Here is a 14960-nt window from a genome sequence, read left to right as displayed (position 1 = left end):
ACACCTACCTCCCTATTTATCCTAAATATAACACCACGAAAATTACAGTCAACTTTATTAATTGTTTTGAAAAATATTTTCAATTATAATGTTATTTATTCTATAAATTGAGGTGTCCTTCATGAATTTTGAAAATCGTATTCAACAATTTTCATACCTTTTCACAAAGTCCGATGAAAAGATTGCTAGATTTATACTCGATCATCCAGTTGGCGATCATTTTTCAACAATTACTTCTTTAGCTTATGCAATTGGTGTATCAACTTCTAGCATTACAAGATTTAGTCATAAATTGAACTATCAACATTTTCAAGATATGAAGTTCAATATTCAACAAACTTATGAGAAGACAGATATTCAAAACGTTCCACTCATTAAAAGAATCCACGAATATCATCAAACGCTTATACAACAAACAGGAGAATTTATATCTAATGATAAAATTAATCAACTGATTGATATATTGACCAATAGCCGACAAACGCTTTTTGCAGGTTTAGGAAGTTCTGGTTTAACGGCAACTGAATTCTATTATCGAACGATGAGAATGGGCATAGCTGGAAGTTCTGTAACTGATGCGCATCAAATGAAAATTGGCGCTTCGCTATTAAATAGAAATGATGCGTTAATTGCTTTTTCTAATAGTGGCAAGACAGAAGAACTGATTAATGCTGCGAAAATTGCGAAATCTCAAGGGGCAACTGTTATTGCGATTACAAACTATGCTGGCAGTGAGCTGACTGCTTATTCTGACATTGTCATCATGACGATTGATCAAACGAGAGTGAACGATAGACAATTCATTAATACACAAATTTCAGCACATTTCTTGATTGATGTGGTCAGTTATATGTTGTTAGAGCGCCAAGATAATATGAATCTTTATCAGCATACGAGAGATGTCATACTTCAAGACAATAAATCATAACTTGTGAGCAGAATGTATATAAATTTACTCAAGAATTTAGTAGAATAGTAAAGTATATACTATGAGGAGTGAAAGGCATGGAATTAATTCAAGTAGATCAAGTACAATCACTAATATCGGAATATGAAAATAAGCCAGTTTATCTCCATGTAGAAACAACAAATGGTGCTTATGCAAACCATTTTGATAGCAAAGTATTTAATGCTGGTACATTTTTAAGAAATATTCAAGTTACTTTTACACACGCACATTTAACGGGCGGTAATAAAGAACCTTATCGTGTTGGTTTAAAATTAGACAACAATGGTTGGGTTTATGTTCAAGGATTAACACATTATGAAGTAACTGAAAATAACGAACTATTAATAGCGGGACTAAATTATGAAGGACAACTTGCTGCAACTTTAGAAATTAGTAGCAATCCTTTCAAGGATTAAGAGGTGAATACAATGAATGACGAAAGACAAGTATTAGTTATTTTTCCACATCCAGACGACGAAGCATTTGGAACATCTGGTACATTAAGTAAGTTCGTGGACAATGGTACACCAGTAACTTACGCATGTTTAACGTTAGGACAGATGGGCCGTAACCTAGGTAACCCACCTTTTGCTACACGTGAATCTTTACCATTTATAAGAGAACGTGAATTAGATGCAGCAGCTGAAGCGATCGGTATCACAGATTTAAGAAAAATGGGCTATAGAGATAAAACAATCGAATTTGAACCTAAAGATGAATTAGATAATATGGTAAAATCATTAATAGATGAACTTAACCCATCATTGATTATTTCATTCTATCCTGGTTATTCCGTTCACCCTGACCATGAAGCAACTGCAGAATCAGTTGTAAGAACAGTCAGTCGTATGGAAGCATCAGCAAGACCTAAATTACACCTTGTGGCATTTAGTAATGACACATACAGCGATTTAGGAGAACCGGATATTAATATAGATATTACTGGATATGAAGAACGCAAGATGAAGGTCCTTCAAGCTCATGCGTCTCAAACAGGTCCAATGTTACAAAACCTTGCTTCAAATACTCAAGAAGGTGAAGCAGCTAAAGATATGTGGATGAAGACAGAACATTTCTGGACATATCATATTGAATAGATAGTGGAGGCAATGTGAATGACACAATTAGATTTATCAACACGTGAAGCGCGCTGGAAATATTTCGGTTCAGTTGACCCTATTAAAGGTACGAAACCAACTGAAAAAGAAAAGATGCCTGATTTACAAAGCTCTAAGAAAGATTTCCTGTTCGAAATTGAACATGTTGGTATCAAGAACTTAATTTACCCTGTAAGAATTGATGATTTTCAAACAGTTGGAAACTTCGAATTTTCAACTAGTTTAAATCAAGACGAAAAAGGTATTAATATGAGCCGTATTATCGAAAGTGTTGAAAAACATTATGATAACGGTGTAAAACTAGATTTCGATCATCTAACAACATTATTAAATACACTACAAACTGCAATGATTCAAAATACTGCATCAGTAAATGTAACAGCAAAATGGTTCTTTAACCGCTTTAGCCCAGTTACAAACCAAAAGGCAGTCGGTCATGCAGATATTAGATATATCTTATCCGTTTCAGAAGATAAAATAATAAAGAAATCTTTAGGTATAGAAGTACCTGTAACAACGTTATGCCCATGTTCTAAAGAAATTAGTGAATACTCTGCTCATAATCAGCGTGGTATCATCACAGTCCTAATTGATTTAGATCCAGAAGTAAGCCTACCAGATAACTACAAAGATATTGTATTAGACGGTATGGAGGCTAACGCAAGTTCAATGCTATATCCAATCTTGAAACGAACTGACGAAAAAGCTGTAACAGAAAGAGCATATGAGAATCCAAGATTTGTAGAAGATTTAATTAGATTAGTAGCAGCTGATTTAGTAGAATTAGAATGGATTCAAGGATTCGAAATCGAATGCCGAAACGAAGAATCTATACATCAACACGACGCATTCGCAAGATTAAAATATACTAAGTAATTTAAATAGAGAACGGACCGACGTATAAAGTCGGTCCTTTTTTTGGGGTTGTGGACCGTTAATTTTTCGTATCGGTCCATATTTCCCACTCCCATCCCGACATTTCCACCATTCTCTATAAAGAAAAGAGCAACAGCCTAAGCTGTTGCTCTCCTCTTATTATGAATTTACTTCTTCTGTTTCAATCCATGGGTTATTTTGTATTAATTTTGTGATTTGTTCTGTAAATAATTTAACGCGTAATTTAATATCATCTACATCTACATAATATGTGCCGTCTTCTGTTTTACCATAATCTGCATCTTGTGTTGAGATTTGAACTGGTACTGCAATACCTAATAAGTTTCTCATAATAATACGTAAATGTGATAATGGTTCTGTACTGCGCATACCACCACTGTTACATATTAAGCCAACAGGTTTCATTTTAAATTGATCCATCGTTAAATGATCTAATGCATTTTTCAGTATACCTGAATATGAACCGTGATAATTTGGTGTACCGATAATTATTGCATCGGCTTCTTCAGCTTTCTCACGTAATTCATTTACATTATCTTTAACGCGTTCGTCATTTAAATGCTTGCCTGATACATCTAAAAACGGTATTGGTTTATCATATAAATCAACCAATGTTACTTCTGCACCTTGTTCTTCTAAATTACCTCGAACAAATTGTGCTAATGCATGTGTATGTGAATATTGTTTTGCGCTACCTACAATAAGTAATACTTTCAATGTTGTCACCTCAAAATTTTAATGATTATCATTACGGACCATTATAACATACAAAAAAACTATGAATTTAAATTTATAGAAAAATCATTCTTTTGGACGATGTTTTAGCGGTCATAATCTTTGAGTGCATGTATAATCGCTTTACCTACACCACTGTGTTCATTAGTGTCTGTAACATAATCTGCTATCTCTTTAACTTCGGGTGCACCATTTTCCATGGCAACTGCATAGCCTGCTTTTTCTAACATAGAAACGTCATTTAAATTATCACCAATTGCCATTACATCTGACATTGGGATGTTTAATTGATTTGCGATTTCTTCTAAAGCAATACCTTTTTGAGCATCTGAATGCGTAATTTCGATATTCCCTCTTGATGATGAAGATACAGCTAAGCTTTTTGATTCTGAAATTTCAGCTTTGGCTCTATCAATTTTAGATAAGTCACTCGCGAATGCTAATATTTTCAAAATGATTTCGCCTGGTCTATTTTTGATTTCATCGTAGCTATCAACCGTTTTTAAAGTACCGTTGTCAATTCTACTTTGAATGTTGGCACGAATTTTTTTAACATCTGCTTTTTGACCAGCTTTTTCAGCGATATCAACGTAGATTTCTAAATCTTTTTCTGGGTCTTCTGTATATATACCAAAGTTTGTATATACTTGATAATAAATATCTTCTTTATTTAAGACGCCTGTGATTTTGTTGATTAATGGACGTGTTAATTTAGATGTATGAACGATGTTGAATTCTTCATCCCTTACTTCTGCACCATTCAAACAAATATATGGTAATGTTAAATCTGTTTTTTCAATTGGACTGTTTGCTTCATAAAATGCTCTACCCGTAGCTATAACGACAGTTATCCCTTTAGATTGTGCATACTTTATTGCTTCATAATTTTCATTAGAAACTTCATGTGCAGCGTTTAATAAAGTACCATCCATATCTGTTGCGATTAACTTAATCATGAAAGTAACCTCTTTTCTTTATATTCAACATAAATTTTAACAAATAACAGTAATAATCTCTATGAATCTGTATTATTCTGCTTAATTTGTTTTTTTAAAATCCTTTTTTCCTTAAAAAATGTTCGTAACATGTCACCACATTCTTGTTCGAGTATCCCTCTTTCAACTGTAGAACGATGATTGAAGCGTGTATCTTCAATTAAATTCATTAAGCTACCACTACAACCGCCTTTTAAATCTGTCGCGCCGTAAACGACATGAGGAATTCTACTCATAACAATAGCGCCTGAACACATCACACAAGGCTCTAACGTGGCATATAATGTTGTCTCTTCAAGACGCCATGAATTAAGATGCTTGGCCGCTTCTTGTATCGCAATCATCTCAGCATGCGCTACAGGACTTTGATCATGTTCTCTTAAATTATGCCCTCTGCCAATTACTTCATTTTTATAAACAATTATTGCGCCAATCGGTACTTCATCCATAGCCCAAGCTTTTTTTGCTTCTTCAATTGCAAGTTTCATATATTTTTCATGCACGTCACATTTCACTCCGTTTAATTTGTGATAGAATAGGTATGTCTATTTTAACATCTGGAGAGATATATATGAAAAAAACCTTTATCGCAATTGAAGGACCTATCGGCGTCGGGAAAAGCTCTTTAACGAAAAAGCTTGCTGAAGCGCTCCATTACACTGAAGAATTTGAAATTGTTGATGAGAATCCATACTTAAGTGATTTTTATGACGATATTTCTAAGTGGAGCTTTCAAACCGAAATGTTCTTCTTGTGTCATCGTTACAAACAGTTAACCGATTTAGAAAATATTAACGGTATTGTGAGCGACTATCATATCTTTAAAAATAAGATTTTCGCTAAAAACACATTAAATGAAACTGAATTTGATAAATTTAGTAGAATTTATGATATCTTAACTGAAGATATTCGCATGCCTGACCAAATTATCTTTCTCGATGCATCCCTCGAAGTACTTCAACAACGAATTGCCCATCGAAATAGATCATACGAAACTCAAATTGAAAATGATTATTTAGCTCAACTTAAACGTGACTATAATCAATTTTATGAAGAAGTAAAAAATGAAATTGATGCCATTCAAATCGATACTTCTCATTTAGATTTCGTGAATAACACCGCAGATTATCAACAAGTCTTAAACTTATTACAACCTTTGATTGGAGAGATTATACATGACAAATAAAGTCATACCAAATGATGCTATCATCACAATTGCTGGTACTGTTGGTGTTGGAAAATCATCTTTAACACAAGCACTTAGCGAACGACTAAACTTCAAGACTTCTTTTGAAAAAGTCGATAACAACCCTTATTTAGAAAAATTTTATCACGACTTCGAACGTTGGAGTTTCCATCTACAAATTTACTTTTTAGCAGAACGCTTTAAAGAACAAAAGAGAATGTTCGAATATGGTGGCGGATTTATCCAAGACCGTTCAATATATGAAGACGTTGATATATTTGCTAAAATGCACGAAGAACAAGGCACAATGACGGAAGAAGATTATGCGACGTATAGAGAATTATTTGAAGCAATGGTTATGACACCTTACTTCCCTAAACCTGATGCATTAATCTATTTAGAATGTGACTATAATGATGTTATCCAACGTATCCAAAGACGTGGACGTCAAATGGAAATTGAAACAGATGAAGCATACTGGAAAAAATTATTCTCACGTTACGATAATTGGATTAATAACTTTACAGAATGTCCAGTTGTACGTGTAAATATTAACGACTATGACTTATACGAAGATCCAGATTCCATTAACCATATTATAGATAAAATTGCGCATGTCATTGAAACACACCGTTCAATCGATACACGCGTGAAATAATAAAAAGGCCATAAACATGCTGTTATTAGCATATTTATGGCCTTTTATTTTATTTACTCCATTCCGCTTCTTGTGCGTAAAATTCATTAATATCTTGATAAATAAAGTCTGCTTCTGATAAATCTTCTTTATTACCCGTACCGCTCAGAACGCCAATAACTTTCTTGAAGTGTGCATTCTTACCCATTTGTATATCTGTTGGTGTATCGCCTATAATCACAATTTCATCTGGTGATGCTTTCCATTTTTCATAAAATGCTTCTACCATTTTTGGATTTGGCTTTTGATAACCGTTAATAGATGCTGTTATTTTTTCATCTATTAAATGACCTACACCTGCATCTTGAATAAATCGATTTGTCCCGTCGATATCATCACTTGTTATAATTGCGATTTGGTATGACTTCTCTTTAAATGCTGTTAATGTTTCTACCATTCCTTCTATAACGATCGTTTCTGGTTCGTACTCTGCGATTAAATCTTTGCTTAATTGTACTGTCCAGTCTTCAATTTCTTTTGGATCAGCATTCTCTGCAAATTGTGTAAACACACGTACGATATCAGCTAACGTTCCAGATGCTAATATACCACTTGATAGAAATTGTCCATCTACATATCCTAACGCTTCTTGTAATGATTGTTTTTGCTCTATATGATATTTCTCTACAAAGCGATCAATCATCACAAGTGATATTTCAGACCATGTTTCATCAAACTTAAGCAATGTCCCATCTTTATCAAATAATAACCATTTAATCATCACTTTACTCCTTTAAAAAAGAGCCTGCTACAGATACTGTCTCAGACTCTCTTCTTATTATTGAATTTATTTACACAATTTCAATGTGGCTTTCTTGTCCTACAACAACTCTCCAACCATGTTTATCTTCTTTCTTACCTGTTTGGATTGCTGTATATTCATCAAATAACGTTTGAGTAACCGGACCGATTTCATTATTATTAATTGTAATTTCAGCTTCTTCGTATTTTAGGAATCCTACTGGAGAAATAACTGCTGCAGTTCCTGTTCCAAAAATTTCTGTTAAACGACCGTCATGATGAGCATTTATAATATCATCAATAGATAATCGTTTCTCTTCAGTTTCATAACCTAACTCTTGAGCAAGTTCGAGAACTGTTTTACGTGTAATACCTGGTAAAATACTACCATTCAACTCAGGTGTTACAACTTTACCATCGATGACGAAGAATATATTCATACTTCCGACTTCTTCGATGTATTTTTGTTCAACGCCGTCTAACCATAATACTTGATCAAATCCAAGTTCATTAGCACGTGTTTGCGCGATTAAACTTGCTGCGTAGTTACCACCACATTTAGCAAATCCAACGCCACCTCTTACAGCACGTACATATTCATCTTCAACATATATACTTGTTGGTTTCATTTGATCATCACCGTAATAAGCGCCTACTGGAGAAAGTATTACTAAAAATTCATAGTCCGTAGAAGAACGCACACCTAAGTATGGTTCAGTTGCATATACAAATGGTCTAACATATAAAGATTGACCTTCTCCACTTGGAATCCAATCGCGCTCTAAATCAATAAGTTGAATTAAACCGTTCAACACTTTTTCTTCATCGATTTGAGGCATTTCAAGTCTTTTTAAAGATAAATTAATTCGCTTGAAATTTTGGTCAGGTCTGAATAACGTAACTTCATCACCATCTTTATATGCTTTCATTCCTTCGAACACTGTTTGTCCATAATGAAGACCTTGTGCACTTGGTGACAACGTAATCGGCCCATATGGAATTATTTTTGGCTCTGACCAGCCTTCACCCTGTTTATATGACATAGATAGCATATAATCAGTAAAGATTTCGCCAAAGACCAAATTTGAAAAATCCGGTTTCTCTTTAAGCTGTTCACGCTTTTCTACGTAAAATGTTTCTGTCATAATGATTCCTCCTAGGCTAATTAATAATTAATGTTATCAAGTATATCAGTCATAGAGGTGTTATTCAATGAATTTTTGGAAAATTTAAAAAATATACACAATAAAATTACTGCTTAGCTAAATTATCTTTTTCTTCAATAGCTTTAAGCATTAATGAAGTCATTTTTTCTAAATCATAAGTTGGTGAGAAATCCCACTCTTCTTTCGCACAAGTTGAATCAATAGAATTTGGCCAGCTATCAGCAATTGCTTGTCTTTCTGGATCCACATCATAACCTAATTCGAAATCAGGCATATGTTTTTGGATAGCAGCTTTAATTGTCTCAGGATCAACACTCATTGCGCTCACATTATATGCATTACGGTTAATTAATCGTGAACTATCCGCTTCCATCAATTTAATGATTGCATCAATAGCATCATCCATGAACATCATATCCATAAATGTACCTTTATCTATATAGCTGTCGTATCTTCCTTCTCTGATAGCTTTGAAATAAATTTCCACTGCATAGTCAGTTGTACCGCCACCTGGTTCTTTAACATAAGAGATTAACCCAGGAAATCTCATACTTCTCGTATCTACGCCAAATTTCGTGTAGTAATAGTCACATAATAATTCCCCAGCTACTTTGTTTACACCATACATTGAAGTTGGTCTTTGAATTGTAACTTGTGGTGTCATATCTTTAGGTGTATTTGGTCCAAACGCACCGATTGAACTTGGTGTGAAGAATTGCATATCGAATTCACGTGCTATTTCAAGTGCATTCACTAATCCACCCATATTTAAATTCCAAGCGAATAGTGGATTCTTTTCAGCAGTTGCTGAAAGTAATGCTGCCATATGCATTAAAGTATCTGCATTGAAGTTTTCAACTAATTCATGAAATCTTTCTTGATCTGTAACATCTAAAATTTCAAATGGTCCATTGTTAATTTCGCTGTCACTTTCTGGTTCTCTAATATCAGTCGCTAATACATTTTCATTACCATATTTATTTCTTAGCTTTATAACTAATTCTGTCCCTATTTGTCCTAACGCCCCAGTGATTATTATCTTTTTCATTTTAAATCCTCCTGTATTGTTGAAATGTTCATTTGTGCGCTCAATAAATACAAAAGCGCTTTCTTCAATGATATTTTACTATATTTTTACCGTTTTGTATACTTCAGAAGTACATAAGAATGATAAATTAAGTTACCTAATACAAAAAAACAATCGTATTGTAATACATAAGTTGAGAATAAAATGTTAGTTACGGTACGTTTCGTTACAAAAGTTCAGAGTTTTGTTACTAACAGCACCCTTAATTACAAAAGTTCAGAGTTTTGTTACTAACAGCTCCCTTAATTACAAAAGTTCAGAGTTTTGTTACTAACGCCCTCCTTAATTACAAAAGTTCAGAGTTTTGTTACTAACAGCACCCTTAGTTACAAAAGTACGGAGTTTTGTTACTAACAGCCCCCTTAATTACAAAAGTACTAAGTTTTGTTACTAACTCAAACTATCAAATTAAAAGCGCATGGGACGTATACATTTGTCCCATGCGCTTGATGAAATATTAATTATAGTAATCCTAATTCTTTACCGATTTTTTCATAAATATCAATTGCTTGATCTAGTTGTTCTTTAGTGTGAGCAGCTGTTGGCATATTTCTTACACGGCCAGTACCTCTTGGAACTGTTGGGAATACGATTGCTTTCGCATATACACCTTCGTCCATTAATCTCTTACTAAATGTTTGAGCTTTTTTCTCTTCACCGATAATTACAGGTGTAATTGGTGTTTCTGAATGACCAATATCGAAGCCTTTTGCTTTTAAGCCTTCTTTTAAGTAATTAGCGTTATCCCATAATTTATCATGTAATTCTGTAGAAGCCATTAATTTTTTCACTGATTCTGTAATAGCTTTAGTGTCTCCAGGTGCTAATGAAGTTGAGAATAAGAATGGTCTTGAAGCAACTTTTAACCAGTCGATTAAATCTTTAGTACCAGCTACATAACCACCTACAACTCCAATTGCTTTTGATAGTGTTCCGATTTGGAAATCAATTTTGTCTTGAAGTCCGAAATGTTTAACTGTACCTGCGCCTTTACCCATTACACCAGAACCATGCGCGTCATCAACATATGTGATTAAACCAAATTCTTCAGCAATTTCTACAATTTCAGGTAATTTTGCTACGTCTCCATCCATTGAGAATACGCCATCTGTAATGTACATAACTTTATTATATTGACCTGATTCAACCGCTTCTTTAGCTTTCGCTCTTAAATCATCCATATCTGAGTGATTAACACGAATAATTTTCGCTTTAGATAAACGACATCCATCAATAATTGAAGCATGGTTTAATTCATCAGATAAGATTGCATCATTTTTATTCATAACAGCTGAAATAGCAGCCATGTTACAGTTAAAGCCTGATTGGTATGCAATTGCACTTTCAGTACCTTTGAACTGAGCTAAAGTTTCTTCAAGTTCTCTATGCAAGTCTAATGTACCATTAATTGTACGTACTGCCCCCGCACCTACACCGTGAGAATCTATCGCATCTTTAGCAGCTTTCTTTAAATCTTCATCTGTTGCTAATCCAAGATAGTTATTTGAAGATAAGTTAATGTAATTTTTACCTCCAATTGTAATCTCAGCACCATTTGCACCTTCAACGACATCAATCTCGTTATATAGACCATTGTCTTTTAATTCATTTAAATTTGTTTGTAAGAATGAATCTAATGTTTGTACCATTTAAACCTTCTCCTTTAGCACTTTTTCTCAATCATAACACATCAAAATCAAAGAATTAAGCGTTATCATCTCAAATTGAATTGTTTAAATTTTCTATAAATTTTGCTACAATTATCATATTATATTTTTAAAGAACTGAAAGAAGGTTTATGAATGGTTAATTGGAAAGAAGAAGTAGATAAAAAATTCGATCGACTTGTAGACATCAGAAGATATATGCATAAAAATCCTGAACTATCCTATCATGAGGAAAAAACTCATGATTTTATTTTATCTGAATTAAAGAAACTAGATAAATTAGAGATTAAAGCGCCAGTCGGGGAACGTGGTATTGTCGCTAAATTAAAAGGGAATGAACCTGGTCAAACGATCGCATTTCGTGCAGACTTTGATGCTTTACCTATTCAAGATGAAAAAGACGTACCTTATAAATCGACTGTTGATGGTGTAATGCATGCTTGTGGTCATGATGGTCATACCGCTACACTCTTAACATTCTGTGAAATACTGCATGAACATCAACATTTGCTTAAAGGGAATGTTGTTTTTATTTTTCAATATGCAGAAGAGTTAAGTCCTGGCGGTGCTAATCCAATGGTTGATGATGGTGCATTAGAAGGTGTCGATAAAGTTTATGGAAACCATTTTTGGAGTGGTCATGAAACATCTTCAATTAAGACACGTCCTAATGAAATGATGGCATCACCTGACTACTTTGAAGTGACCATTCAAGGTAAAGGTGGTCACGGTGCTAAACCTCATACATCAATCGATCCGATTGTAATCGTAGCTGAATACATTTCTAGCATCCAAAAAATCATTTCTCGAAACATAGACCCAATTGATCGAGGTGTGATTACAGTTGGGAAAGTAGATGCGGGTACTGCATTTAATGTTATTAGTGATACGGCTACTTTAGCGGGTACTGTTAGAACGTTTAAACCAGAAGTTAAAGACACAATAGAGGCTGAGCTTGAACGTGTCTTAAAAGGAATTTGTTTAGCCAATAACGCGACTTATGACTTTGAATACCGTAGAGGCTATCCTACAGTCGTCAATCACGAAGAACAATATGAAGTGGTTAAAGAAGCTGCTGAGCGCTTAGATTTAACTTATGAAGACATCCCTCCTATGATGATAGGTGAAGATTTCTCATACTACTTACTTAATCGTCCAGGTTGTTTCTTCCTAACAGGTAGTGGTAATGAAGATAAAGGCTCAACTGCCCCACACCATCACCCTATGTTTGATTTAGACGAAGAAGCGATGAAGACGACGACACAAATGTTTATTCAAGTACTTGAGATAGAAGGTGTTCTATAAGAATGAAAAATATTTTATTACAAAAAGTTGAAGACTATTATGATGAAATGATTGAAATCAGAAGATATTTACATATGAATCCAGAATTATCTTTTGAAGAAGTGAAGACACCTGCTTATATTGCACATTACTTAAGAGAATTAGGCATTGACGTTCGTGAAGGCGTCGGAGGACGTGGTGTTGTAGGTACATTAAACAAGGATAAAGAAGGTCCTACATTAGCGATTAGAGCTGATTTTGATGCATTACCTATCCAAGATGAAAAAGAAGTACCTTACAAATCAACTGTTGATGGTGTCATGCACGCTTGTGGTCACGATGCCCATACGGCTGTATTGTTAATGACTGCGAAAATTTTATCTGAACATAAAGATGAAATTAATGGTCGCGTCGTCTTTATTCACCAACATGCTGAAGAAGTCGATCCTGGTGGTGCTATTCAAATGATTGCTGACGGGTGTTTAACAGGCGTTGATGCGATTATCGGGCAACATGTATCTAGTCATTTAGATGTTGGTAAAATTGGCTATAAATACGGTACTACAACAGGTATACCAGATGATTTTTGGATTACTTTGAAAGGTAGAGGTGGACATGCTGCTCATCCAGATCAATTGATTGATCCACTCGCTGCAGGTATACAATTGTGTAACGATTTACAATACATTGTTTCACGTAAAACAAGTGCACTCTCTCCTGCCGTTCTATCTATTACAATGTTTAATGCTGGAGAAACGAATAATGTCATACCAGATACATGCAAAATTGGTGGAACGATTAGAACTTTCGACTCAGATACACAAAATAGTGTCATAGAAGGATTTAAGAAAGTATTAGAAGGCATTGCGACTTCTACCGACGTTACTTATGACTTAAAATATAGTAAAGGGTATCCTCCTGTCATAAACACGGAGCGTGAAACTGATCTTATATTAGAAGCGACTAAAGAAATTGATAGCGTTGAAGAACTCGTAGAATTAGAAGCAAGTCTAGGTGGAGAAGATTTTTCTTATTATCAACAGCGTGTTCCCGGTGCATTTTTCTATACAGGCACGAGAAACGAGCATTTCAAAGCCGATTTCCCTCATCACCATCCAAAGTTTGATATTGATGAGCAAGGCTTAATAAACGCTGTACGCATCTTCTTACTCACAACATTTAAGTTTATGGAAAGGAATGATATTCATGACATTAACGACTGAAGTTAATCAATACATGGATGAATTAATAGAAATTAGAAGACATTTACATCAGCATCCCGAACTTTCTTTTCAAGAAGAAAATACAAAGAAATACATAGCTGATTATCTTGAAAACCTTGGAATTGAAGTTAAAAGAGATGTCGGTGGTAATGGCTTATTAGGTTATATTAAAGGTGGACATGAAGGACCAACGATTGCATTAAGAGCTGATTTTGATGCATTGCCAATTCAAGACGAGAAAGATGTACCTTATAAATCTAAAGTAGACGGTGTGATGCATGCTTGTGGTCATGATGCCCATACAGCAAGTTTACTCATCACTGCAAAAATTCTTAAAAAGCACGAGCAAGATATTCATGGGAATGTCGTGTTAATCCATCAACATGCTGAAGAGTCACTTCCTGGTGGCGCTAAAGCGATGGTAGAAGCTGGTGCACTCGATGGTGTGGATTATGTCTTCGGAACACATACAGCAAGTCATATTGACGCGAATAAAGTTGGATTTTGTTCTGGACCAGCATATGCTGCAGCTGATTCATTTGAAATTGATATACAAGGACTAGGCGGACATGGTGCTATGCCTCAACTAGCTAAAGATCCAATCGTTGCTGCATCTTCATTGATTGTCCAAGCACAAAGTATCGTTTCAAGAACAGTAGATCCATTAGAATCGGCTGTCGTAACGTTCGGTACATTTAAAGGTGGTAATGCATTCAATGTTATCGCGGATAAGGTTCAATTATCAGGCACTATTAGAACGTATTTACCATACGTTAAAGATCAAATTAAAGAACGTTTGAACGGTATATTAAACGGTATCGAATCAAGTTATGGTGTTAAATGTCATTTGAAATATCACGATGGCTATCCACCAGTAGTAAATCATGAGAAAGAAACAGAATGGGCTAAAAAACTTGCTTCCGAAATTGATTCAGTTGAAGAAGCTTTCGATTTCCCTCCTTCTTTAGGTGGCGAAGATGTTGGTTATTTCTTACAACACGTTCCAGGAACATATTTCTTTACTGGTGTAGGTAACGAAGCACTTAAAGCGACTTATCCGCATCACCATCCAAAATTCGATTTAGATGAACAATCACTACAAAATAGCGTCAAATTATTCTTATCTATTATTGAACATAGTGATAAATTAGAAAAATAAGCAATTAAAAAAACCGAGACAACTTAATGTCTCGGCTTTTATTTTGTTTAATCAAG

16 protein-coding genes are annotated in these 14960 nt (G+C 34.5%); 9 read left to right on the top strand and 7 right to left on the bottom strand.

Going from position 1 to position 14960, the window contains the following annotated elements:
* The first annotated feature begins 121 nt into the window (after window positions 1-121).
* The 4 genes from LQ693_RS05125 to folE2 all read left to right on the top strand — a co-directional run bounded on the left by LQ693_RS05125 (window position 122) and on the right by folE2 (window position 2943).
* Window positions 122-928: a MurR/RpiR family transcriptional regulator gene (locus LQ693_RS05125; RefSeq protein ID WP_025904885.1), complete on the top strand. Its 807-nt coding sequence runs from the start codon at window positions 122-124 to the stop codon at window positions 926-928.
* 77 nt (window positions 929-1005) lie between these two features.
* Window positions 1006-1365, top strand: coding sequence for a YojF family protein (locus LQ693_RS05120; protein WP_025904884.1), 360 nt, complete (start codon window positions 1006-1008; stop codon window positions 1363-1365).
* A gap of 12 nt (window positions 1366-1377) precedes the next feature.
* A complete protein-coding gene (bshB2, locus tag LQ693_RS05115; RefSeq protein ID WP_025904883.1) occupies window positions 1378-2046 on the top strand; it encodes a bacillithiol biosynthesis deacetylase BshB2 in 669 nt (222 codons plus the stop codon).
* An 18-nt stretch (window positions 2047-2064) separates the two neighbouring features.
* Window positions 2065-2943 carry a GTP cyclohydrolase FolE2 gene (gene folE2 / locus LQ693_RS05110; protein ID WP_025904882.1) on the top strand — a complete coding sequence of 293 codons (879 nt, stop codon included), beginning with the start codon at window positions 2065-2067 and terminating at the stop codon, window positions 2941-2943.
* Between the two features lie 159 nt (window positions 2944-3102).
* Here the strand turns inward: folE2 and LQ693_RS05105 are convergent, their stop codons facing one another.
* The 3 genes from LQ693_RS05105 to tadA form a co-directional block, all read right to left on the bottom strand.
* A complete protein-coding gene (locus tag LQ693_RS05105) occupies window positions 3103-3681 on the bottom strand; it encodes an NADPH-dependent FMN reductase (RefSeq protein WP_025904881.1) in 579 nt (192 codons plus the stop codon).
* Window positions 3682-3785: 104 nt separating this feature from the next.
* Window positions 3786-4655 (bottom strand): Cof-type HAD-IIB family hydrolase, encoded by an 870-nt coding sequence (locus LQ693_RS05100; protein WP_025904880.1) that lies wholly within the window; start codon window positions 4653-4655, stop codon window positions 3786-3788.
* A gap of 59 nt (window positions 4656-4714) precedes the next feature.
* On the bottom strand, window positions 4715-5182 hold the full coding sequence (tadA, locus tag LQ693_RS05095) for a tRNA adenosine(34) deaminase TadA (RefSeq protein ID WP_037559967.1): 468 nt from the start codon (window positions 5180-5182) through the stop codon (window positions 4715-4717).
* Window positions 5183-5265: 83 nt separating this feature from the next.
* Here tadA and LQ693_RS05090 point away from each other — a divergent pair, with 83 nt between their 5' ends.
* Window positions 5266-5880: a deoxynucleoside kinase gene (locus tag LQ693_RS05090; RefSeq protein WP_037589930.1), complete on the top strand. Its 615-nt coding sequence runs from the start codon at window positions 5266-5268 to the stop codon at window positions 5878-5880.
* Window positions 5870-6538, top strand: coding sequence for a deoxynucleoside kinase (locus LQ693_RS05085; protein WP_025904877.1), 669 nt, complete (start codon window positions 5870-5872; stop codon window positions 6536-6538). The genes LQ693_RS05090 and LQ693_RS05085 overlap by 11 nt, the downstream gene beginning before the upstream one ends.
* Window positions 6539-6587: 49 nt before the next feature.
* Here the strand turns inward: LQ693_RS05085 and LQ693_RS05080 are convergent, their stop codons facing one another.
* The 4 genes from LQ693_RS05080 to LQ693_RS05065 form a co-directional block, all read right to left on the bottom strand.
* On the bottom strand, window positions 6588-7298 hold the full coding sequence (locus LQ693_RS05080) for an HAD family hydrolase (protein ID WP_107565234.1): 711 nt from the start codon (window positions 7296-7298) through the stop codon (window positions 6588-6590).
* 70 nt (window positions 7299-7368) lie between these two features.
* Window positions 7369-8463, bottom strand: a complete 1095-nt coding sequence (locus tag LQ693_RS05075) for a branched-chain amino acid aminotransferase (RefSeq protein ID WP_049319454.1) — start codon at window positions 8461-8463, stop codon at window positions 7369-7371.
* Between the two features lie 106 nt (window positions 8464-8569).
* Complete coding sequence (locus LQ693_RS05070; protein ID WP_107565233.1) at window positions 8570-9532, bottom strand: L-threonine 3-dehydrogenase; 963 nt, start codon at window positions 9530-9532, stop codon at window positions 8570-8572.
* A 500-nt stretch (window positions 9533-10032) separates the two neighbouring features.
* Window positions 10033-11220: a glycine C-acetyltransferase gene (locus LQ693_RS05065; protein WP_025904873.1), complete on the bottom strand. Its 1188-nt coding sequence runs from the start codon at window positions 11218-11220 to the stop codon at window positions 10033-10035.
* Between the two features lie 153 nt (window positions 11221-11373).
* Between LQ693_RS05065 and LQ693_RS05060 the strand changes: the two genes are divergently transcribed.
* The 3 genes from LQ693_RS05060 to LQ693_RS05050 are packed head-to-tail and all read left to right on the top strand — an operon-like array spanning window position 11374 to window position 14904.
* Window positions 11374-12543, top strand: a complete 1170-nt coding sequence (locus LQ693_RS05060; protein ID WP_107565232.1) for a M20 family metallopeptidase — start codon at window positions 11374-11376, stop codon at window positions 12541-12543.
* 2 nt (window positions 12544-12545) lie between these two features.
* On the top strand, window positions 12546-13745 hold the full coding sequence (locus LQ693_RS05055) for an amidohydrolase (protein ID WP_025904871.1): 1200 nt from the start codon (window positions 12546-12548) through the stop codon (window positions 13743-13745).
* Window positions 13729-14904, top strand: a complete 1176-nt coding sequence (locus tag LQ693_RS05050) for a M20 metallopeptidase family protein (protein ID WP_107565231.1) — start codon at window positions 13729-13731, stop codon at window positions 14902-14904. Before LQ693_RS05055 ends, LQ693_RS05050 begins: the two co-directional genes overlap by 17 nt.
* Window positions 14905-14960 lie beyond the last annotated feature (56 nt).

The organism is Mammaliicoccus sp. B-M6 (assembly GCF_022386965.1).
GTDB lineage: Bacteria > Bacillota > Bacilli > Staphylococcales > Staphylococcaceae > Mammaliicoccus > Mammaliicoccus sciuri_A.
Note: the sequence above shows the minus strand (reverse complement) of the source record. Positions and strands in the feature narration are given on the sequence as shown.